Annotated in this window: 20 protein-coding genes; 15 read left to right on the top strand and 5 right to left on the bottom strand. The window is 72.5% G+C overall.

Annotation, left to right across the window (positions count from 1 at the left end):
• Positions 1 to 44: 44 nt before the first annotated feature.
• Together ABZ795_RS12270 and ABZ795_RS12265 are read right to left on the bottom strand one after the other, a co-directional pair.
• Positions 45 to 656: a DUF3515 family protein gene (locus ABZ795_RS12270; RefSeq protein WP_357530339.1), complete on the bottom strand. Its 612-nt coding sequence runs from the start codon at positions 654 to 656 to the stop codon at positions 45 to 47.
• A gap of 9 nt (positions 657 to 665) precedes the next feature.
• On the bottom strand, positions 666 to 899 hold the full coding sequence (locus ABZ795_RS12265; RefSeq protein WP_013732068.1) for an Lrp/AsnC ligand binding domain-containing protein: 234 nt from the start codon (positions 897 to 899) through the stop codon (positions 666 to 668).
• 168 nt (positions 900 to 1067) lie between these two features.
• Here ABZ795_RS12265 and ABZ795_RS12260 point away from each other — a divergent pair, with 168 nt between their 5' ends.
• Together ABZ795_RS12260 and ABZ795_RS12255 are read left to right on the top strand one after the other, a co-directional pair.
• Positions 1068 to 2006, top strand: coding sequence for a thiamine-phosphate kinase (locus tag ABZ795_RS12260; RefSeq protein ID WP_357530338.1), 939 nt, complete (start codon positions 1068 to 1070; stop codon positions 2004 to 2006).
• Positions 2007 to 2068: 62 nt separating this feature from the next.
• On the top strand, positions 2069 to 2536 hold the full coding sequence (locus ABZ795_RS12255; protein ID WP_357530337.1) for a GNAT family N-acetyltransferase: 468 nt from the start codon (positions 2069 to 2071) through the stop codon (positions 2534 to 2536).
• 89 nt (positions 2537 to 2625) lie between these two features.
• Here the strand turns inward: ABZ795_RS12255 and rpmB are convergent, their stop codons facing one another.
• Complete coding sequence (gene rpmB, locus ABZ795_RS12250; RefSeq protein WP_007075181.1) at positions 2626 to 2817, bottom strand: 50S ribosomal protein L28; 192 nt, start codon at positions 2815 to 2817, stop codon at positions 2626 to 2628.
• A 232-nt stretch (positions 2818 to 3049) separates the two neighbouring features.
• On the opposite strand from rpmB, the gene ABZ795_RS12245 reads away from it, so the two are divergent.
• The 10 genes from ABZ795_RS12245 (at position 3050) to mutM (ending at position 12742) form a co-directional block, all read left to right on the top strand.
• Positions 3050 to 4663 carry a DAK2 domain-containing protein gene (locus tag ABZ795_RS12245; RefSeq protein ID WP_357530336.1) on the top strand — a complete coding sequence of 538 codons (1614 nt, stop codon included), beginning with the start codon at positions 3050 to 3052 and terminating at the stop codon, positions 4661 to 4663.
• Complete coding sequence (gene recG / locus ABZ795_RS12240; RefSeq protein WP_357530335.1) at positions 4660 to 6858, top strand: ATP-dependent DNA helicase RecG; 2199 nt, start codon at positions 4660 to 4662, stop codon at positions 6856 to 6858. Before ABZ795_RS12245 ends, recG begins: the two co-directional genes overlap by 4 nt.
• Before the next feature lie 353 nt (positions 6859 to 7211).
• A complete protein-coding gene (rsmD, locus tag ABZ795_RS12235) occupies positions 7212 to 7775 on the top strand; it encodes a 16S rRNA (guanine(966)-N(2))-methyltransferase RsmD (protein WP_357530334.1) in 564 nt (187 codons plus the stop codon).
• Positions 7772 to 8263 (top strand): pantetheine-phosphate adenylyltransferase, encoded by a 492-nt coding sequence (gene coaD / locus ABZ795_RS12230; protein WP_357530333.1) that lies wholly within the window; start codon positions 7772 to 7774, stop codon positions 8261 to 8263. The genes rsmD and coaD overlap by 4 nt, the downstream gene beginning before the upstream one ends.
• 248 nt (positions 8264 to 8511) lie before the next feature.
• Positions 8512 to 9009, top strand: coding sequence for a hypothetical protein (locus ABZ795_RS12225; RefSeq protein ID WP_327022280.1), 498 nt, complete (start codon positions 8512 to 8514; stop codon positions 9007 to 9009).
• Between the two features lie 218 nt (positions 9010 to 9227).
• Positions 9228 to 9791 (top strand): YceD family protein, encoded by a 564-nt coding sequence (locus tag ABZ795_RS12220; RefSeq protein WP_327022279.1) that lies wholly within the window; start codon positions 9228 to 9230, stop codon positions 9789 to 9791.
• Positions 9792 to 9796: 5 nt separating this feature from the next.
• Positions 9797 to 9970, top strand: coding sequence for a 50S ribosomal protein L32 (rpmF, locus tag ABZ795_RS12215; protein WP_013732077.1), 174 nt, complete (start codon positions 9797 to 9799; stop codon positions 9968 to 9970).
• A 129-nt stretch (positions 9971 to 10099) separates the two neighbouring features.
• Positions 10100 to 11053, top strand: coding sequence for a phosphate acyltransferase PlsX (locus ABZ795_RS12210; RefSeq protein ID WP_357530362.1), 954 nt, complete (start codon positions 10100 to 10102; stop codon positions 11051 to 11053).
• On the top strand, positions 11050 to 11892 hold the full coding sequence (rnc, locus tag ABZ795_RS12205; protein ID WP_357530332.1) for a ribonuclease III: 843 nt from the start codon (positions 11050 to 11052) through the stop codon (positions 11890 to 11892). Before ABZ795_RS12210 ends, rnc begins: the two co-directional genes overlap by 4 nt.
• A complete protein-coding gene (gene mutM, locus ABZ795_RS12200) occupies positions 11885 to 12742 on the top strand; it encodes a bifunctional DNA-formamidopyrimidine glycosylase/DNA-(apurinic or apyrimidinic site) lyase (protein WP_357530331.1) in 858 nt (285 codons plus the stop codon). The genes rnc and mutM overlap by 8 nt, the downstream gene beginning before the upstream one ends.
• Positions 12743 to 12748: 6 nt before the next feature.
• Here the strand turns inward: mutM and ABZ795_RS12195 are convergent, their stop codons facing one another.
• Together ABZ795_RS12195 and ABZ795_RS12190 are read right to left on the bottom strand one after the other, a co-directional pair.
• Positions 12749 to 13579, bottom strand: a complete 831-nt coding sequence (locus ABZ795_RS12195) for an endo alpha-1,4 polygalactosaminidase (RefSeq protein WP_357530330.1) — start codon at positions 13577 to 13579, stop codon at positions 12749 to 12751.
• 148 nt (positions 13580 to 13727) lie between these two features.
• On the bottom strand, positions 13728 to 15152 hold the full coding sequence (locus ABZ795_RS12190; RefSeq protein WP_357530329.1) for a CAP domain-containing protein: 1425 nt from the start codon (positions 15150 to 15152) through the stop codon (positions 13728 to 13730).
• Between the two features lie 357 nt (positions 15153 to 15509).
• Here ABZ795_RS12190 and ABZ795_RS12185 point away from each other — a divergent pair, with 357 nt between their 5' ends.
• The 3 genes from ABZ795_RS12185 to ABZ795_RS12175 all read left to right on the top strand — a co-directional run bounded on the left by ABZ795_RS12185 (position 15510) and on the right by ABZ795_RS12175 (position 20222).
• On the top strand, positions 15510 to 15704 hold the full coding sequence (locus ABZ795_RS12185) for a hypothetical protein (protein WP_357530328.1): 195 nt from the start codon (positions 15510 to 15512) through the stop codon (positions 15702 to 15704).
• A 283-nt stretch (positions 15705 to 15987) separates the two neighbouring features.
• Complete coding sequence (smc, locus tag ABZ795_RS12180; protein WP_357530327.1) at positions 15988 to 19602, top strand: chromosome segregation protein SMC; 3615 nt, start codon at positions 15988 to 15990, stop codon at positions 19600 to 19602.
• On the top strand, positions 19602 to 20222 hold the full coding sequence (locus tag ABZ795_RS12175; protein ID WP_327022272.1) for an HAD-IA family hydrolase: 621 nt from the start codon (positions 19602 to 19604) through the stop codon (positions 20220 to 20222). The genes smc and ABZ795_RS12175 overlap by 1 nt, the downstream gene beginning before the upstream one ends.
• Positions 20223 to 20232: the final 10 nt, after the last annotated feature.

Raw genomic sequence — 20232 nt, 5'->3', positions numbered from 1 at the left:
TCCCGGCGGCTTCGCTCGGGTGCTGACCGGCCTGGCGGCTTCGATCAGGAGGTGCAGCCGGACGGGACCGAGTCCGCCGAGGGGACGGAGGCGACGACCGTGGTGGCGATCGGGGCGGCCCACTGCAAGGCCTCGCCGTAGAAGTGCGGCACCCGTACGGTCACCGGGGTCTCCCGATCCAGGGTGGTCAGCACGGTGGCGTCGACCTGCTCCACCGCGTGCCAGCACACCGCGTTGACCAGGTAGACGTGGTCGGTGGGGCTCACCTCGGGCGCGGTGCCACCGCAGGCCACCGTCACGGCCGGATCGCCGTAGGCGGCGTTCTGCTCCGGCCCGGCGCTCACCGGCCGCTGCGGCAGGTCGCGGATCGAGGCGGGCAACTGGGACAGCAGGGCGCGGCAGACCGTGGCCGGTCGCTCGGCCAGCGCCGGGGCGGCCATCTCGACCGGGGCGGTGGACTGCGGCCGGGGTGCGGTCGGCGAGGGGGAGGCCGTGGGGGTCGAGTCCTCCGGGGCCAGGTTGACGAAGGCCAGGGTGCCGACCAGCAGGGCCACCGGCAGGGCCACGGCCGTGGCGACCAGGGCCGCGGTGCGGCTGGTCCGGTCGGTCCCCTTCGGGGTGCCCTTCTCGCTGGTCTCGGTGGGAGATTCGGACATGGTTCCCACTTACAACCGCACCACCGAACACGTCAGGGTCCGGGTGATCCCGGGCACCATCTGCACGTTGCTGACGATGAGTTTGCCGAGCTCGTCGACGGTGTTCGCCTCGGTGAGCACGACCACGTCGTACGGCCCGGTCACCGCGTCGACCCGGACCACGCCGGGAAGATCCGCGATGAGACCGGCCACGTCACGCGCCCGGCCGACCTCTGTCTGGATGAGGATGTACGCCTGTACCACGACTCGACCTCCCTCCGTCGCCGCCTGCCAGACGGCCCGAAGGGAGAAAGTACCTTACGGACCAGGTGTGATCCCTATCGGCGGCCGAGGAGAAGCGGTGAGCGAGCGTACCTTCAGGTTCGGCGGGGTGGCCCCAGACGCCGCCGCGGAGTGTGGCGGAGGGGCGGCGTGAGTGTCGCGGGGGTCGGCGAGTTCGGCCTGATCGACCGGGTGACCGCCCGGTTGTCCTACGGATCGACCGTGCTGCTCGGGCCGGGTGACGACGCGGCCGTGGTCGCCGCACCGGACTCCCGGGTGGTCGCCTCCACCGACGTGCTGGTGGAGGGGCGGCACTTTCGCCGGGACTGGTCCGAGGCGTACGACATCGGTCGTCGGGCGGCGGCGGCCAACCTGGCCGACGTGGCGGCGATGGGGGCGGAGCCGACCGCCCTGCTGGTGGCCCTCTGCGTGCCGACGGAGGTGGAGACCGGCTGGGTCGAGCAGCTCGCCGACGGCATCGGTGCCGAGGCGGCCGGGGTGGGCGCGAGCGTGGTCGGTGGGGACATGTCGGCCAGCCCCACCCTGACCATCGCGGTCACCGCCCTGGGCGACCTGGCCGGACGGCCCCCGGTGACCCGGTCCGGCGCCCGACCGGGCGACCTGGTGGCCCTGGCCGGGCGCACCGGCTACGCCGCGGCCGGGTTCACCGTGCTCTCCCGTGGCTTCCGCACCCCCCGGCTGCTGGTCGAGGCGTACCGGCGACCGGAGGTGCCCTACGCGGCCGGTCCGGTGGCCGCCCGGCTCGGCGCCACCGCCATGATCGATATCTCGGACGGGTTGCTGGCCGACCTCGGGCACGTGGCCAGGGCCAGCGGAGTGGCCGTCGACCTGCGCCGGGAGGCCTTCGAGGTGCCACCGCAGATGCGCGACGCCGCCCAGGCCCTCGGGGTCGACCCGTACGCCTGGTTGCTGGCCGGTGGCGACGACCACGCGCTGGCCGCGACCTTCCCGCCGGAGGTGGTGCTGCCGGACGGGTGGCGTCCGATCGGTCGGGTGGCCGAGGGCCGTGGGGTGACCGTGGACGGGGCACCCTTCGACGGCCCGGCCGGCTGGGACCATTTCCGCTGAGCCCCTGCCAGGGTCCCCTGGTCGCCGGTGGTGCGGGGGTGGGCTGGTCGTACGCTGAACTGGTGCAGCAGATCGAGATCCACGTGGTGCCGTTCGACTCTCCGGTGGCGCAGCGACTGATCACCTCCGCGCTGGCCGACCTGGGTGCCCGGTACGGCGGTGACGGCGACGAGACCCCGGTCGAGGCCGGCGAGTTCACTTCGCCGCACGGCACCTTCCTGGTCGCCCACCTGGACGGTGAGCCGGTCGGCTGCGGTGGTTGGCGCAGTCACGGCAGCGACGGCGAGACGGCCGAGTTGAAGCGGATGTACACCGCCCCGCAGGCCCGTGGCCGGGGGGTGGCCCGTACGGTGCTGGCCGCCATCGAACGCTCCGCCCGTGAGCAGGGCCGCAAGCGGATCATCCTGGAGTGCGGGGACCGGCAGCCCGAGGCGATCGCGATGTACACCTCGGCCGGCTACGAGCGCATCCCTAACTTCGGCTACTACGCCGCCGAGCCCGGCTGCCTCTCCTTCGGCCGCACCCTCTGACATCCCGCTGGAGGGTCGGCGGACACGACGATGCCGGCGGGCCATCGAGGCCCGCCGGCGATGCAGATCGTGGTGCCGGTGCTACCGATTCAGGCGCGGGTGACCTTGCCCGCCTTGATGCAGGAGGTGCAGACCTTCAGCTTCTTGGTCGTGCCGCCACCGGCCGGGGTACGCACCGACTGGATGTTCGGGTTCCAGCGGCGGTTGGTCCGCCGGTGCGAGTGGGACACGTTGTGGCCGAAGCCCGGTCCCTTGCCACAGACGTCGCACACGCTAGCCACGGGATACTCCTGGGATTGAAACGTTCATGAGGTCGCCGCCAGGCGATGCCCGGGCAACCTGGCCAGGTTACCCGATGGTGAAAGCCCTCGCCCAACCGGGCTCGGCAGCAGGGCCGCCGTCGGCGGCCCGGTCCAGGGGGCCGACCACGACGCAGGCCCCGCTGGTCACCGGAGCGTACCGGACACGCCGGCCCGCCAGCGACTGTCAGGGTACGCCAGTAGGCTTCCCAGCGTGCTGGACACCCTCGATGCCGCCGCCGTGCGCCGCTGGTGCGCCAGCGGGCTGGCCACGCTGAGGCGGCACCAGGGGGAGATCGACGACCTGAACGTCTATCCGGTGCCCGACGGCGACACCGGCACCAACCTGGTGCTGACCCTCACCTCGGCGCAGCAGGCCCTGGCGATGGATCTCGACACGGTCGCCGACGGTGCCGCCACCCCGCACGGGCACGCCCTGCGGCTGATGGCCCGTGGGGCCCTGCTCGGCGCCCGGGGCAACTCCGGGGTGATCCTGTCGCAGATCCTGCGGGGCTTCGCGGACACCCTGGCCACCACCCCCAGGGTCGAGGGCCCGGAGTTGGCCGCCGCCCTGCGTGCCGCCACCACCGCGGCCTACTCGGCGGTCACCCGGCCGGTGGAGGGCACCCTGCTCTCCGTGGTCGCCGCCGCCGCCGAGGCGGCCGAGCGGGCCGACAGCCCGCAGTTGCGGGTGGTCGCCCGGGAGGCGGCGGATGCGGCCGCCCAGGCCCTGGCGCGTACCCCGGAGCAGTTGCCCGCCCTGGCCCGCGCCGGGGTGGTCGACGCCGGTGGGCGCGGGCTGTGCCTGCTGCTGGACGCCCTGGTCGAGGTGGTCACCGGAGAGAGCCCGCAGCACCCCGAGCCACCGCCGGCCACCCCGCCCCGGCGGGTCTCGCCGCCGGCCACGGCCGCCCGGGAGACCGGCTCCCCGGAGTACGCCTACGAGGTGCAGTTCCTGCTCGATGCCGAGCCCGAGGCGGTCGGCCGGATGCGGGACACCCTGGCCGCCCTGGGTGACTCGCTGGTGGTGGTCGGCGATCAGGGCACCTGGCAGGTCCATGTGCATGTCAACGACGTCGGGGCGGCGATCGAGGCCGGGGTGGTCGCTGGCCGCCCGTACCAGATCTCGGTGACCCGCTTCGCCGACCAGGGCCCGCCGAGACCGGTCCGCACGCCGGACGGTCGGGCCGCCGTGGTGGTCGCCGCCGGGGCCGGGATCGCCGAACTGCTCACCCGGGAGGGCGCGGTGGTGGTGCCCGGCAACCCCTCCACCGGGGAACTGTTGGAGGCGGTCTTCGGCACCGGGGCGGCCCGGGTGGTGGTGCTGCCCAACGACCCGGACGCGCAGGCGGTGGCGAACCAGGTAGCCGAGGAGGCGCACCGTTCCGGGGTCAAGGTCAGCGTGGTGCCCACCCGCTCCCCGGTGCAGGCGCTGGCCGCCCTGGCCGTACGCGATCCCCGCCGCCGCTTCGAGGACGACGTGATCGCGATGGCCGAGGCCGCCGGGGCCTGCCGGTACGCCGAGGTCGTGCACGCCGGGCGGGACGCCCTGACGGTCGCCGGTCCCTGCCGGGCCGGTGACGTGCTGGCCCTGGTCGAGGGGGAGGTGCATCTGATCGGCGCCGACCTGGTCGACACCTGTGTGGCCCTGGTCGACCGGCTGCTGGGTGGCGGCGGTGAACTGGTCACCCTGCTGGTCGGGGCGGATGCGCCGGACGGGCTGACCGACGCGGTATCCACCCACATCGCCCGCCGGTGGCCCTTCGTCGAGGTGCAGGCCTACCCGGGCGGGCAGCCGCGCTATCCGTTGCTGGTGGGTGTCGAATGACCGCAGAGCCGTCCACCGTGGACACCCCCCTGGCCAGGCTGGTCGGGGAGAAGACCGCCAAGGCGCTGGCCGGGCATCTGGACCTGCACACCGCCGGTGACCTGATCTACCACTTCCCGCGCCGCTACGACGAGCGCGGCGAGCACACCGACATCCGCTCCCTCGACGTCGGCGAGCAGGTCACCGTGCTGGCCCAGGTGCAGCGCACCGCCGTACGCCCGATGCGGCAGCGCCGGGGCAACCTGCTGGAGGTCACCGTCGGGGACGGCTCCGGGGGCAGCCTCACCCTGACCTTCTTCGGTAACCAGGCCTGGCGCGAGCGGGAACTGCGGCCCGGCCGGTGGGGGCTGTTCGCCGGCAAGGTCACCGATTTCCGGGGCCGACGACAGCTCAACGGGCCGGAGTACGTCCTGCTCGGCGACCAGACCGACGGGGAGGCGGCGGCCACCGAGCAGATCGAGGAGTTCGCCGGGGCCCTCATCCCGGTCTACCCGGCCGCTGCGGCCGTACCGACCTGGGTGATCGCCCGCTGCGTACGGGTGGTGCTGGACACGGTGGCCCCCCCGGAGGACCCCCTACCGGCGGGGGTACGGGCCAGCCGGAACCTGGTCGGCCTGGGCGGTGCCCTGCGGGAGATCCATCGGCCCTCCAGCCGGGAGGAGCTGTACCGGGCCCGTCGACGGTTGAAGTGGGACGAGGCCTTCGCCGTGCAGTTGACCCTGGTGCGGCGCAAGCACCAGGCCGCAGCCTCGCCCGCCCGGGCCCGGCCGCCCCGGACGGACGGTCTGCTGGCGGCCTTCGACGCCCGGCTGCCGTACGAGCTGACCGGCGGCCAGCGTGAGGTCGGTGCCGAGATCGCCGCCGACCTGGCCACCGGCCATCCGATGCACCGGCTGTTGCAGGGTGAGGTGGGCTCCGGCAAGACCGTGGTGGCTCTGCGCGCCATGCTCCAGGTGGTCGACGCGGGCGGGCAGGCCGCGCTGCTGGCCCCGACGGAGGTGCTCGCCGCCCAGCACTACCGGGGCATCCTCGACCTGCTAGGCCCGCTGGCCCAGGCCGGTGAGCTGGGCGCCGCCGAGCACGCCACCCGGGTGGAGCTGGTCACCGGCTCCCTGGGGGCGGCGGCCCGGCGCCGGGCTCTGGCCGAGGTCGCCGGTGGCGCCGCCGGCATCGTGCTGGGCACCCACGCCCTGCTGTACGAGGGGGTCGACTTCGCCGACCTGGGGCTGGTGGTCGTCGATGAGCAGCACCGGTTCGGGGTGGAGCAACGCGACGCCCTGCGGGCCAAGGCGGAGCAGCCCCCGCACGTGCTGGTCATGACCGCCACCCCGATCCCCCGTACGGTGGCCATGACGGTCTACGGCGACCTGGAGATCTCCACCCTGTCCCAGTTGCCCCGGGGCCGGTCACCGATCGCCTCCCATGTGGTGCCGGCCGCCGAGAAACCGGCCTTCCTGGACCGGGCCTGGCGTCGGCTGCGCGAGGAGGTGGCCGCCGGCCATCAGGCGTATGTCGTCTGCCCGCGCATCGGTGAGGCCACTGCCGAGGAGGAACCACCGGCGGTGGACGACAACGGTCGACGCCCGCCCCTGGCGGTGACCGAGGTGGCCCCGTTGCTGGCCGAAGGGCCACTGCACGGGCTGCGCATCGGGGTGCTGCACGGTCGGCTGCCGGCCGACGAGAAGGACGCCGTGATGCGCTCCTTCGCCGGCGGGGAACTGGACGTTCTGGTGGCCACCACGGTGGTCGAGGTCGGGGTGGACGTACCCAACGCGACCATGATGGTGGTGCTGGACGCCGACCGGTTCGGGGTCTCCCAACTGCACCAGTTGCGGGGCCGGGTGGGTCGGGGCAGCGCACCCGGGCTCTGCCTGCTGGTCACCGAGGCGACCGAGGGCAGCAGCGCCCGGGAGCGGCTGGACGCGGTGGCCTCCACCACTGACGGGTTCAAGCTGGCCGAGCTGGATCTGGAGCAGCGGCGCGAGGGCGACGTGCTGGGGGCCGCCCAGTCCGGGCGGCGGTCCCACCTGCGACTGCTGTCCCTGCTCCGCGACGCCGATCTGATCCGGGACGCCCGGGCCGAGGCCATCACCATGGTCGAACAGGATCCGGAACTGGCCCGGCAGCCCGCCCTGGCCGCCTCGGTGGCCGCCCTGGTCGACGCCGACCGCGCCGAATACCTCGAAAAGGGCTGACCCCCCGGGGTCCCTACCCGGTCGAGGCGCGCTACCCCCCGGCTGCCTCCTGGACGCGGGAGAACCGCCCCTGGCGTTGTGGTCACCTGAACCCGCTCACCATGATCGCGCTCGATCCTGGATCGAGTGGTCTCGGGCTGGCTCGAAGGCACTCGATCCTGGATCGAGTGGCCATCGGCCTGTATTGGAGCGATCGATCTGTGCTCCTTTCGGATGGTGTGGCTCGTTGGGAGGGCTCGACGCCGGTCGCGTAGCGTCGGCGGCATGAGCGGAAGCAGGCTCGACAGCAGGCGCAGGTGGGCGCCCGGTCTCAGGTGCGAGGCCGGGTTCGGCGGCATCCCCGGCAGTGGGCGATGACCCGGATCGTGGCCGGCACCCTGGGTGGCCGGCGGATCGCCGTACCACCGGGAGTCGGCACCCGACCCACCTCAGATCGGGTACGCGAGGCCCTGTTCAGTTCCGTGCAGGCGGAGATCGACCTGGTCGGGGCCCGCTTCGCCGACCTGTACGCGGGCTCGGGTGCGGTCGGCCTGGAGGCCCTGTCCCGGGGAGCGGGGCATGTGCTGCTGGTCGAATCCGACGCCCGGGCGGCCCGGGTGATCAGGGAGAACATGGCGATCCTGCGCGCGGCACCGGCCGCTCGACTGGTCACCGGGAAGGTCAGCACCGTGCTGGCGGCCGGCCCGGACGGCGAGCCCTACGACGTGGTCTTCGCCGACCCGCCGTACTCCCTGTCGCCCGAGGGGGTGCGGGCGATGCTCACCGCCCTGGTCGAGGGCGGTTGGCTGGCCCCGGAGGCCATGGTGGTGGTGGAACGGTCGACCCGCAGTGAACCGGTCGACTGGGTGGAGGGGATCACTGGTCAGCGCAGTCGTCGGTACGGCGAGACCACCATTTGGTACGGTCGCCGATCATGAGACGTGCGGTGTGCCCCGGCTCGTTCGATCCGGTCACCAATGGTCACCTCGACATCATCGGCCGAGCCAGTCGGCTGTTCGACGAGGTGATCGTCGGCGTTCTGATCAACCAGTCAAAGACCGGACTGTTCACCGTCGAGGAGCGGATAGCCATGCTCCGCGAGGTGACCGCCTCCTATGACAACGTCCGGGTGGAGTCCTTCCGGGGGCTGCTGGTGGACTTCTGCCGCGCCCAGCAGGCGAGCGTACTGATCAAGGGCATCAGGGCGGTCAGCGACTTCGACTACGAACTCCAGATGGCCCAGATGAACATCGGCCTGGCGGGTGTCGAGACGTTGTTCATGCCCACGAACCCCCTCTACTCCTTCCTCTCCTCCAGCCTCGTCAAGGACGTGGCCAAGTGGGGCGGCGACGTAACCCCCCACGTCCCCGACCTCGTCCGCGAAGCCCTCAAATCCCGCCTGACCCCCCCACCCCCCACCCCCTAACCCACGCGCCCTCACCCCTTTCCCCGTCGATCTTGCAGTTTTGGTCGCTGCTTTGTCCGCTTGTGCGGCTTATGCGGGGACGAAAAGTGCAAGATCGGCGGGGAAAGACGGGGGTGTGGGGGCGACTCGCCGGGGGTGGGGGTGTGGCGGTGGGTGGGGGGTGGGACGACATCATTGGATGAAGCGGGAGACTGGCCTTAGCCCGCATGATGTAGGTCGGCCTGACCAACGACAGGAGTGAGGTGCCGGTGGACCCGCTCGACCGCATCGAGGAACTGATTGCCATCGTGGAGCAGGCGCGCTCCGTCCCGATGTCGCGCACCAACTGCATGGTCGATCGGGGCGAGATGATCGCTGCTCTCGACGAGTTGCGTGCCGAGCTTCCGGCTGACCTGCGCCGGGCCGCCGCTCTCCTGGAGGAACGCGACAAGATCATGGAGGCCGGCAAGCGGGAGGCCGACCGGATCATCAGCGAAGGTGAGGCGGAACACGCCCGCCTGGTCTCGGTGAACGAGATCACCGTCTCCGCCGAGCACGAGGGCGCCCGGATCATTGCCGAGGCCCGGGCCGAGGCCCAGCGCCTGCGCGAGGAGGTCGACGACTACGTCGACACCGCGCTGGCCAACTTCGAGCAGTTCCTCACCCGGGCGCTGGCCTCGATCGAGCGCGGGCGGGACAAGATGCACGCGCTGCGGGAGATCGGCACCTTCGGTGGTGAGGAGACGGAACGGCCGCTACCGTTCTGAGCGGCCCGACCGCATCGGCGCCGCGATCTTCCAGCCACACCGACCAGAGCCGGCGACAATCCGGAGACCGGTGACCGACCGGGAACCGGCGATCGTTCGGAGCTGGCCTGCCACCCGCATCCGCCCCGCCGCCAGCGGTGGGGCCGCCCCCGGTTCGACGTTCGAGTGCCTGTCCAGGTAACCTCGTTTGTCGGCCTCTCACCGGCCGGAGTCTGACTATGCCCAAACACACGCCTTCTTCACTCGACCCCAGGTCGCCGCTGGTCCTCGACACGAGGGAGCTGCCGCGCCGACCTGGTGCGTTGCGTACCGTCGAACGGGTGGTTCAGGCACCGTCGGACCTCGGCGTTGAGTTGATCGGCGTGCCGGAAGGCGCGGACCTCGAACTCGATCTGCGGATGGAGTCGGTGTCCGAGGGCGTGCTCGTGTCGGGGACCGTCAGCGGTTCGATCCGGGGCGAGTGCGGTCGGTGCCTACGCGAGATCGACGACTCGGTGACGGTGACCATCCAGGAGCTGTACGCGTACGAGAACAGCACCACGGACGCCACCACCGAAGAGGACGAAGTCGGTCGATTGCAGGGTGACCTGATCGACCTGGAACCGGCGCTGCGGGACGCGGTGGTGCTCGCACTGCCGACCAACCCGCTCTGCCGTCAGGACTGCCCGGGCCTGTGCCCCGAGTGTGGGGTGCACTGGGACGATCTGCCGGCGGACCACAGCCACCAGCAGGTCGACCCGCGTTGGGCGGGCCTGTCGCAACTGACCCGTACAGAGGAGTAAGAACCGTGGCCGTCCCCAAGCGCAAGATGTCGCGCAGCAACACCCGGTCCCGCCGGGCGAACTGGAAGGCCGCGGCGGTCGCGACCGTGGCCTGCCCGCAGTGCAAGTCCCCCAAGCTGCCGCACGCCGCCTGCTCCGTCTGCGGCACCTACAACGGCCGCCAGGTTCTCGAGGTCTGACCCGGACGCCGCGTGACGTCTCCGACCGCGAGTCGGGCGACACGCACGCCCCGGCGATCGCCCGCTGCTCCCGCCGACGCCGGCCGGCTCTCCCCGGCCGGCGTCGTCACGGAGCCGGGTACCGCACGGATCGCCGTTGACCTCCTCGGCGGGGACGACGCTCCCGACGTGGTGGTGGACGGCGCTCTACGGGCGGTGCGCGCCGACCCCGACCTGCACCTTCTCCTCGTCGGCCCGACCAAGGCAGCCGGCGTGCTGGTGAGCGCCCTGGACCCGGCCCAACGGGCCCGGGTGACGCTTCGACCGGCGCGTACCGCCGTCGACATGGCCGCCGATCTCACCACGGCCCGCGCCGACACCACCGTCCGGGCGGCCGTCGCCGCGGTCCGCACCGGTCAGGCCGACGCGGTGGTCTCCGCCGGCTCGACCGGTGCCACCGTCGCCGCCGCCGCTCTCGGCCTGGGCCGCTGGCCGGACACCCGACGGCCGGCGCTGGCCGCCACCCTGCCGGGCACCTCCGGGCCGGTCGTACTGCTCGATGTCGGCGGCTCGATGGAGTCGGGCCCGACGACCCTGACCCGGCACGCCGTGCTCGGCGCCGCGTACGCCGCCATCAGCCACGATCTCGTCGCCCCCCGGGTGGGGCTGCTCTCGGTGGGCACCGAACCCGGTAAGGGCGACCGTTCCCGCCGGCTGGCCGAGCCCCTCCTGAGCGCCGTGGAACTGCCCGCTGACGCCCGGTACGTGGGCCTGGTCGAGGGGTACGACGTCTGCCTCGGCACGCGCGCCGATGTGGTGGTCACCGACGGGTTCACCGGTAACGTGCTGCTCAAGGCGATCGAGGGCGCGTACGCCATGGCCGGGGGGCCACCCCCCGACGGGGGCGCGCCTCGGGCGGCCGCGCTGCTCGGGGTGGCCGGCACCGTGGTGGTCTGTCACGGCGCCGCCCGCCCGGCCGACATCGCTTCCGGCATCGCACTGGCCGCCCACCTGTGGCGGCGAGCCGCCACCGACCGGGTAGCCGCGCTGCTCGCCGCCGACCGCATCGATCGCACGACCGACACCGAGGTACGCACATCATGAGCAATGACAATCGACGGCGCCCCTCCATCGGCCACCTCGAGGCAGCCTTCGGCGTGTCAATGGACCCGGACCTGCTGGAGCGGGCCCTGACCCACCGCTCGTACGCGTACGAGAACGGTGGCCTGCCGACCAACGAGCGGCTGGAGTTCCTGGGCGACTCGGTACTCGGGGTGGTGATCACCACCGCCCTCTTCCACAACCACCCGGACCTGCCGGAAGGGCAGTTGGCCAAGTTGCGGGCCAGCGTGGTCAACATGCGGGCCCTGGCCGATGTGGCCCGGGGCCTGGGCCCGGACGGGCTCGGCCCGTACCTGCTGCTGGGTAAGGGGGAGGAGACCACCGGGGGCCGGGACAAGGCGAGCATCCTCGCCGACACCCTGGAGGCCCTGCTCGGCGCGATCTACCTCCAGTACGGGCTGGACACCGCCGCCATGGTCATCCACCGGCTGTTCGACCCGCTGATGGCGGAGTCGGCCGGCCGGGGTGCCGCCCTGGACTGGAAGACCAGCCTCCAGGAGTTGACGGCTGCGCTGGGTCTGGGTGTGCCGGAGTACCGGATCGAGGGGGCCGGACCGGATCACCTGAAGACCTTCACCGCCTGGGTGGTGGTCGCCGGCAACCGGTACGGCGGCGCCGACGGGCGCAGCAAGAAGGAGGCCGAGCAGCGGGCCGCCGAGTCGGCCTGGCGGACCCTGAACGCGCAGGCCGAGGCTGACCGGGCGGAGTCGGCGACGGAGGAGCCCGCGGTCGCCGGGGTGACCGCCGACCCGGTAGCGGTCGGCGACGGGCGGATCGGCGCGGACAGCGGCCGGCCCGAGGTGCAGGCGCCAAGTGCCTGAGCTGCCCGAGGTGGAGACCGTCCGCCAGGGGCTGGCCCGCTGGGTCACCGGCCGACGGATCGACTCGGTCGAGGTACGCCACCCGCGGGCGGTACGCCGCCATCTGGCCGGGGGTGCCCACTTCGCCGACGTGCTGGCCGGGCGGATCGTGCTGGACGTGTGCCGGCGCGGCAAGTATCTCTGGCTGCCGTTGGACAGCGGGGACGCGGTGATCGGGCACCTGGGCATGTCCGGGCAGCTGCTGCTGCAACCGGCTGCCGCCCCGGACGAGAACCACCTGCGGGTCCGCTTCCGGTTCGCCGACGAGGGCCCGGAGTTGCGCTTCGTCGACCAGCGTACGTTCGGCGGGCTGTCGGTCAGCGAGGGCGGCGCGATCCTGCCCTCGGAGATCGCCCACATCGCCCGGGATCCCCTGGATCCGCACTTCTCCGACCAGGACTTCGTCACCGCGCTGCGCCGTCGGCGTACCGAGGTCAAGCGGGCCCTGCTCGATCAGACCCTGATCTCCGGGGTGGGCAACATCTACGCCGACGAGGCGCTGTGGCGGGCCGGACTGCACGGCACCCGCCCGACGGACGCCCTGACCGGCCCGGCGGTGGGGCGGCTGCTGGGCCACGTACGCGACGTCCTGGGTGAGGCGATCGTCGCGGGCGGCACCAGCTTCGACGCCCTGTACGTCAACGTCAACGGGGAGAGCGGCTACTTCGACCGGGCCCTGAACGCCTACGGCCGGGAGGGTCAGCCCTGCCGGCGCTGCGGCGCCCCGATCCGCCGGGAGGCCTTCATGAACCGGTCGTCGTACAGCTGCCCCCGCTGCCAGCCCCGCCCTCGCGCCACCCTGCGCGGCTGACCTCGATCACGGGGCGGGGCAGGGCAGCCGCCAGGCGTCCAGGGTGCGGTTCTTCCGGATGGAGGCGAAGCCGTACCCGACGCTGGTGACACAGAAGTCCGTCAGGGTGCCGGCGTACTCGACATGGAAGACCGGCTTGCCGGCGTCGACGAAGGGCAGCAGCTTCGCGCATCGCTGGAGGCGTACGCATTCCTCGTCGACCGCGAAGTCGAAGTCCGGCTCCAGCGCGGCCACCTGCCCCAGGTTGCCCAGCAGGCCGGGGGAGAGGTCCAGCGAACGGGCCAACCCCGCTACCCGGCGGTTGAACTGCAACTGGTCGTCGAACTCCAGCGGGAAGCCGGGGGAGCGGGCGTAACCGTCGGCGTCGGCCAGCAGCACCGCGCCGAAGCCCTTGCCCCGGCAGAGCCGAAACCGGTCGGCCAGCACCGGCCGCAGGGCCTCCCATCGGCGTACGTCCAGCCACCGGCGACCGGTGCGGGCAGCGGTCGCGCCACGGACCTGGGGTGCGAACCGGGTCGCATCCGGGTCCTGCGGATGCACCGAGCCGACATGCACCTGGCAGACCAGCCGGCGGTCCAGGGCCCGCAGCTCACCGGTCTGCGCCGAGGTGGTGGCGACCGGATCCAGGACGAACACGTCCGCCTCGACCGTCAGGTCCAGCGGGCCGTCGAGCTGCCACTGCCACCGCCACAGCCGGGCCGAGGCGGCCGGCCAGGTGGTCGGTGCCCCGGGCGGGGTGAGATCCGGCCGGCAGGCGGCCGGCGACACCAGCAGCGTGAGGGCCAGGGCGGCGAGCAGTACCCCTCGTACCGGTCGCCCGCCCAGCCCGATCCGCATCGCCAGCTCCGCAGGTAGCGCCGGCGGCGTCCTGCCGCCCGAGCCGGTACGCCGGCCCGGCGTACCTCACCCGGTAGAACGAGCACAGACCCGACAAGGACTCGCGGCTGCGGCTGATGGCGACCCGGCGGCGGTCCGTCGCGCCGGCTCAGCGGGGCTTGGCGAAGACCTGGGTCCAGTACGGCCCGTTGCTGCTGGCCACCCCCACCCCGATCTCGGTGAAGGTGCAGTTGAGGATGTTGGCCCGGTGCCCGGGGCTGTTCATCCAGGCCTCCATCACAGCGGCGGGCGACTGCTGGTTCCAGGCCACGTTCTCGCCGTAGGTCTGCCAGGTGTACCCGACCCGGTCGATCCGCTGGCCCGGGTCGCTGCCGTCGCTGCCGGTGTGCGACATGTTCCGGTTGTCGGCCTGGTCCTGGCTGTGTCGCTGAGCCGCCGTCATCAGCTTGTCGTCGATGCTCAGCGCGCCGCAGCCGGCCTTGGCCCGTTCCTCGTTGACCAGTTCGACGACCTGGGTGGTCTGGGCGGTGGCGGACCCGACCGTGGCGGGCGGGGTGGTGGCCGTGGCACCCCGGCTGGGGCTGCCCCGACGTTCGGCGGCCTGCTGGGAGGGGGTGCTGCTGCGTGCGGGTGCGGTGGGGCTCGGCTTGGCGGTGCGGCTGGGCTTCGGTGCGGAGGTGGCGCTGGGCGAGAGGCTGGGGCTGGGGCTCGGCGAGTCGGTCGGGTCCAGGGTGTCGACCGGCTCCTCCGGATCCACCAGCGCCGGTCCGGTGGCCACCGGACCCTCCTCGGCCGTGGTACCGCTCGGCGCCTTCTCCCCGGGCAGGGCCAGGGCGGCGATCCCGATGCTCACGACCAGGGTGGCCGCCGCGGCGGCACCCCCCAGCACCAGGGGACGCGACCGGCGGCGGTGCGCGGGCCGGGGCTCCGCCTCGGTCATCTGCGTACCGATCTCCGACGGCCGAGAGTCGGCCTCGTACGGCTGAGCGTGGTGCGGCTGGGTGCCGGAGTGCCGCCAACTGCCGGCGTACCCCTGGTCCGGCTGCCACCCGGCCTGGTACGGCTCGGGAGCGGCGTACGGGTCGGCCTGGTCGTACCGCGCGGCCTGATCCGGCCCAGGTGTGACGTACGGCTCCGGGACGGTGTACGGCTCGGGGGAGGTGTACCCGTCGGGGGCGGCGTGTCGGGCGGGCTGGGGGTCGGTCCAGCCGCCGACCTGGGTGGTCGGCTCCTCGGCCCGCCAGCCGCCGTCGTGGCTGCCCGGCGCGGTGCCGCCGTACGGTGCCTCGGCCGCCGGCCAGGCGGAGTCCCGGTAGTGCCGGCCGCTGCCGTGATCGACGCCGTGATCGTGACCAGTGGGCTCGGCGGACCGGTGTGGGCTCTGCCACTGTTCGGTGGGCTGGTGGTCGTACCACCGGTCGGAAGAACTGTCGGGTTCGTCACCGAACAGGTACGACGAGCGCGGCGCCGGGCGGTCGGTCAGCCAGGCCGGGTCGTCGTTCGGTGGCTCGGATCGCCGGGTGCCGTCCGGGTCGAGGGGGTCGTTCCAGCCGTGCACGCCTGTCGCCTCCACGGGTCAATTACGGGCCGGGGTGACGCTACGTGCTTGCTTTGAACAGCAGCAACGTGGCTAAGAAAGAGTTAAGGGGACCCTGTACATCCGGGTGAGGTATTCCGTCGAATCGGTGCGTAGAGTTGGGTTGTCCGGACAGAGTGTGTCCGCGCCGTGTGGCAGCCTCCCAAGATGGGTCTGGTCGACGCAGAGATGATCTACGGCCTGCGAGAACTTGACGAAACGGGGGCTGTCGGCTCAATATGGAGGTGTCGCCAGTCGCGCCCGGCCGTGCCCAGATTCCGTGGGAATGGTAGTCGCGTACACCAAGGGCGCGCGTTGGCCGGCCTCTCCGGCAGCGCAATTCAAGGAGTCAACATGGCGAAGGCCCTCTTCGGCCACGTAGGTGCGGCGCCCGACCGGCGCCTGCTCGACGAGGTCACCCAACTGCGTGCCAGGGTTCAGTCACTGGAGTTCGAGATCACGCGGCTGCGTGCCGAGAATGATCGGCTCGCGGCGGCTGCGGCGGAGGCGGATGATCTTCTTCGTCTCGCCGAACCCGCACTCACCTGATCAACCTGGCCGCCACAACCGAATAGCACGACCGCACAAAAAGCGCGCCGACACCAAGTGCCGGCGCGCAATTCTGTGCCCTACTGATCCGTCCGTAACTGATCCACTCGGTGTGTGAATGATCGAACTGGTTGTCCGACCAGGGTGAATTAGGGACGCCGGTGACATCACCACCGGGTGGGTCGCATCGCACCGGTCATCCGGTGCCGGGTTAGTCTGCGGGTTCACCAAGGTCCGCGCAGCCGGGCGACGGTACGGCGGCCACCGGACGAGGATCGAGAAGGTGCATCTCAAGAGCCTGACGGTGAAGGGCTTCAAGTCCTTCGCCTCCGCGACGACGCTGAAGCTGGAGCCCGGGATCACCTGCGTGGTGGGCCCGAACGGCTCCGGCAAGTCCAACGTCGTCGACGCCATCGCCTGGGTGCTCGGCGAGCAGGGGGCGAAGGCGCTGCGGGGCGGCAAGATGGAGGACGTCATCTTCGCCGGCACCGCCGGGCGGGCCCCCCTGGGTCGCGCCGAGGTGACCCTGACCATCGACAACACCGACGGTGCCCTGCCGATCGAGTACACCGAGGTCTCCATCACCCGCCGGATGTTCCGTTCCGGCGAGAGCGAGTACGAGATCAACGGCGACACCTGCCGCCTGCTCGACATCCAGGAGCTGCTCTCCGACTCCGGCATCGGCCGGGAGATGCACATCATCGTCGGGCAGGGCCGACTCGACGGGATGCTGCACGCCAAGCCGGAGGACCGGCGGTCGTTCATCGAGGAGGCGGCCGGGGTCCTCAAGCATCGCAAGCGCAAGGAGAAGGCCCTGCGCAAGCTGGACGCGATGCAGACCAACCTGAACCGGCTGACCGACCTCACCGCCGAACTGCGCCGTCAACTCAAGCCGCTGGGTCGCCAGGCCGAGGTGGCCCGCCGTGCCGCGGTGATCCAGGCCAGTCTGCGCGACGCCCGGCTGCGGCTGCTCGCCGACGACCTGGCCACCCTGCGTACCACCCTGGACAAGGAGATCGCCGACGAGACCGCCCTGCGGCACCGGCGCGAGGAGGTGGAGGCCGAGCACACCGAGGTGCAGGGCCGCCTAGGCGAGCTGGAGGAGGCCCTGGCCGCGGACGCGCCGTTGCTGGCCGCCGCCCAGGACACCTGGTACAAGCTCTCCGCCCTGCAGGAACGCTTCCGGTCCATCGAGCAGCTCGCCGTGGAACGGCTGCGGCACCTCAGCGCCACCGGAGACGACGAGCGGCCGGGCCGGGACCCGGACCAGTTGGAGGCCGAGGCCGAGCGGGTCCGGGAGCAGGAGGAGGAACTGCGCGCGGCGCTCACCGACGATCAGGTCCGCCTGGCCGAGGCGGTGGAGCACCGGCAGGAACTGGAACGGCAGCTCGCCGCCGCCGAGCGGGAACTGGTCGCCGCCGCCAAGGCGATCGCCGACCGTCGTGAAGGGCTGGCCCGGCTGACCGGCCAGGTCAACTCGGCCAGGGCCCGGACCACCAGCGCCGGTGAGGAGATCGAACGACTGGCCGCCGCCCACGCCGACGCCATGGCCCGGGCCGAGCGGGCCCAGGCCGACCTGGACGCCGTGGCGGAGCAGTCCACCGAGGCCGACCGGGACAACGCCGACCTGGACGCCCGGCACGCCGAGGCGGTCGGCGTCCAGGAGCAGGCGCAGGCGACCGTCCGCTCGCTGTCCGACGCGGAACGGGCGGCGGAGAAGGACGCCGCCACCTGGAAGGCCCGCGAGGAGGCCCTGGCCCTCGGCCTGCGTCGCAAGGACGGTGCCGGTGCCCTGCTGGCCCGCACCGACCAGGTACCCGGGCTGCTGGGCAGCCTGGCCGGCCTGCTCACGGTGGCCCCCGGGCACGAGGCCGCCCTGGCCGCCGCCCTGGGCGGGCTGGCCGACGCGGTGGCGGTCAGCGGGGTGGACGAGGCGGTCGAGGCGATGCGGCTGCTCAAGATCTCCGACGCCGGGCGTGCCGGGCTGCTGGTCGGCAGTCCGGCCGGGCCGGGGATGTCCGGTTCCGCCGAGGCGCTGCGCCCCAAGCTGCCCGACCGCGCGCACTGGGCCCCCGACCTGGTCGAGTGCGACACCCGGATCCGTCCGGCGGTGCACCGGGCGCTGCGCGACGTGGTGCTGGTAGACGATCTCGCCGCCGCGGCGGAGGTGGTCGCCGCCAACCCCGAGCTGCGGGCGGTCACCCGCGAAGGAGACCTGCTGGGGGCGTACGCGGCGGCCGGCGGCTCGGCGAAGGCCCCCAGCTACATCGAGGTGCAGGCGGCCGTCGAGGAGGCCCGGGCCAACCGACTGGCCGCCGAGGAGACCAGCGCGGAACTGCGCGGACAACTGGTCGAGGCCCGGGCGGCCGTGGCCGAGGCCAAGGAGCGGGTGCAGCACGCCGCCGCGGCGAAACGGGAGGCGGAGAGCCACCGCAACGCCGCCGCCCGCCGGCTGGCCGAGTTGGGTGCCGCCGCCCGGTCCGCCAAGGCCGAGACCGACCGGCTGGGCGAATCGCGGGCCCGGGCCGAGGCCGCCCGGGAGCGGGACCTGACCGCCCTGGCCGAGTTGGCGGAGCGGCTGCGCCTGGCCGAGGCGACCCCGATCGACGCGGAACCCTCCACCGAGGAACGTGACCAGCTTGCCGCGATGGTGCCGCAGGCCCGGCAGAACGAGATGGAGGTCCGGCTAGCGGTGCGTACCGCCGAGGAGCGGGTGTCCTCCATCGCCGGGCGGGCCGACTCGCTGCGTCGGCAGGCCGCCGCCGAACGGGCCGCCCGGGAACGGGCCGCGGCGCGGCGGGCGGCGCGGGTCCGGGGGGCGGGCATCGCCCGGGCCGTGGCCGGTGGGGCCCGGGAGGCGCTGACCCGGCTGGCCACCAGCATCGCCCGGGCCGAGGAGCACCGCGACGCGGTGGCCCGGGCCCGGGCCAGCCGCGAGGCGGAGCTTCAGGAGGTGCGGGCCGCCGCGAAACGGCTCGCTGCGGAACTGGAGCGGTTGACCAGCCAGGTGCACCGCGACGAGGTGGCCCGGGCCGAGCAGCGGCTGCGCATCGAACAGTTGGAGGCCAAGGCCGCCGAGGACTTCGGGTTGACCGTGGAGACCCTGATCGCCGAGTACGGGCCGAGCCAGCCGGTGCCGCCCACCGAGGCCGAGGTGGCCGCCGCCGAACGCGACGGCCTGCCGGTGCCCGAGCCGGTCCGCTACGAGCGCCCGGTGCAGGAGAAGCGGGCCGCCAAGGCCGAACGCGAACTGGCCCTGCTGGGCAAGGTCAACCCCCTGGCGTTGGAGGAGTTCGCCGCGCTGGAGGAGCGGTACAAGTTCCTCTCCGAGCAGTTGGAGGACCTCAAGGCGACCCGGCGTGACCTGCTCACCGTGGTCAAGGACGTCGACGACCGGATCCTGGAGGTCTTCGCCAGCGCCTTCGCCGACACCGCCCGGGAGTTCGAGCAGGTCTTCACGGTGCTGTTCCCCGGTGGGGAGGGGCGGCTGGTGCTCACCGACCCGGACGACCTGCTGACCACCGGGGTGGAGGTCGAGGCCCGCCCACCCGGCAAGAAGATCAAGCGGCTGTCGTTGCTCTCCGGTGGTGAGCGGTCGCTGACCGCGGTGGCGATGCTGGTGGCCATCTTCCGGGCCCGGCCCAGCCCGTTCTACATCATGGACGAGGTCGAGGCGGCGCTCGACGACGTGAACCTGGGTAGGCTGATCACCCTGCTCGCCCAGTTGCGGGAGAAGAGTCAGCTCATCGTCATCACCCACCAGAAACGGACCATGGAGATCGCCGACGCCCTGTACGGCGTGACCATGCGGGGCGGGGTGACCCAGGTGATCAGCCAACGGCTCAACCGGGCCGACGGAGACGACGAGCGGCGAAGCCGCGGCGAGGAGAACGGTTAGTGGCTCGGGAACGCGCGTCAGCGCTCCTGGTGGACCTCGACGGCGTACTGCGGCGTTGGGACCCGGCGGTCGCCGCCGGGGTGGAGCGGGAGTACGGCCTCTCCACCGGGGTGCTCGGGGAGATCGCCACCTCCTGGGGGATGCTCCAGCCGGTGCTCACCGGCCGGGTCAGCCACGCCGACTGGATGTCCAGTGTGGTCGACGCGCTGACCCCCGCGGTGGGGGACCCGGAGCGGGCCCGGGCGGCCGTGGAGCAGTGGCAGCGCTACCGCGGTGAGGTCGACCCGCAGGTGTTGGCGTTCATTCGCGAGGTGCGGGCCGCCGGCATCCGGGTCGGGTTGGGCACCAACGCCACCGACCTGCTCGACGCCGACCTGGCCGCCCTGGACCTCACGGACGAACTCGACGTGGTGGTCAACTCCTCGGCCATCGGCATCCACAAGCCGGCCAAGGAGTACTTCCAGGCGGCCTGTGTGGCCCTGGAGACCCCGCCGGACCGGGTGCTCTTCGTCGACGACGAGGACCGGGCGATCAACGGGGCCCGGGTGGCCGGGCTGTCGGCGTACCGCTGGAACGGGCCGGAGGACCTGCGCTATCTGCGGGCCGTGCTGGCCTACTGACGGCGGCCGG

The sequence above is a fragment of the Micromonospora sp. NPDC047134 genome (assembly GCF_040643455.1).
Lineage (GTDB): Bacteria > Actinomycetota > Actinomycetes > Mycobacteriales > Micromonosporaceae > Micromonospora.
The sequence above is the reverse complement of the archived record's forward strand: the minus strand, read 5'-3'. Positions and strand labels throughout refer to the sequence as shown.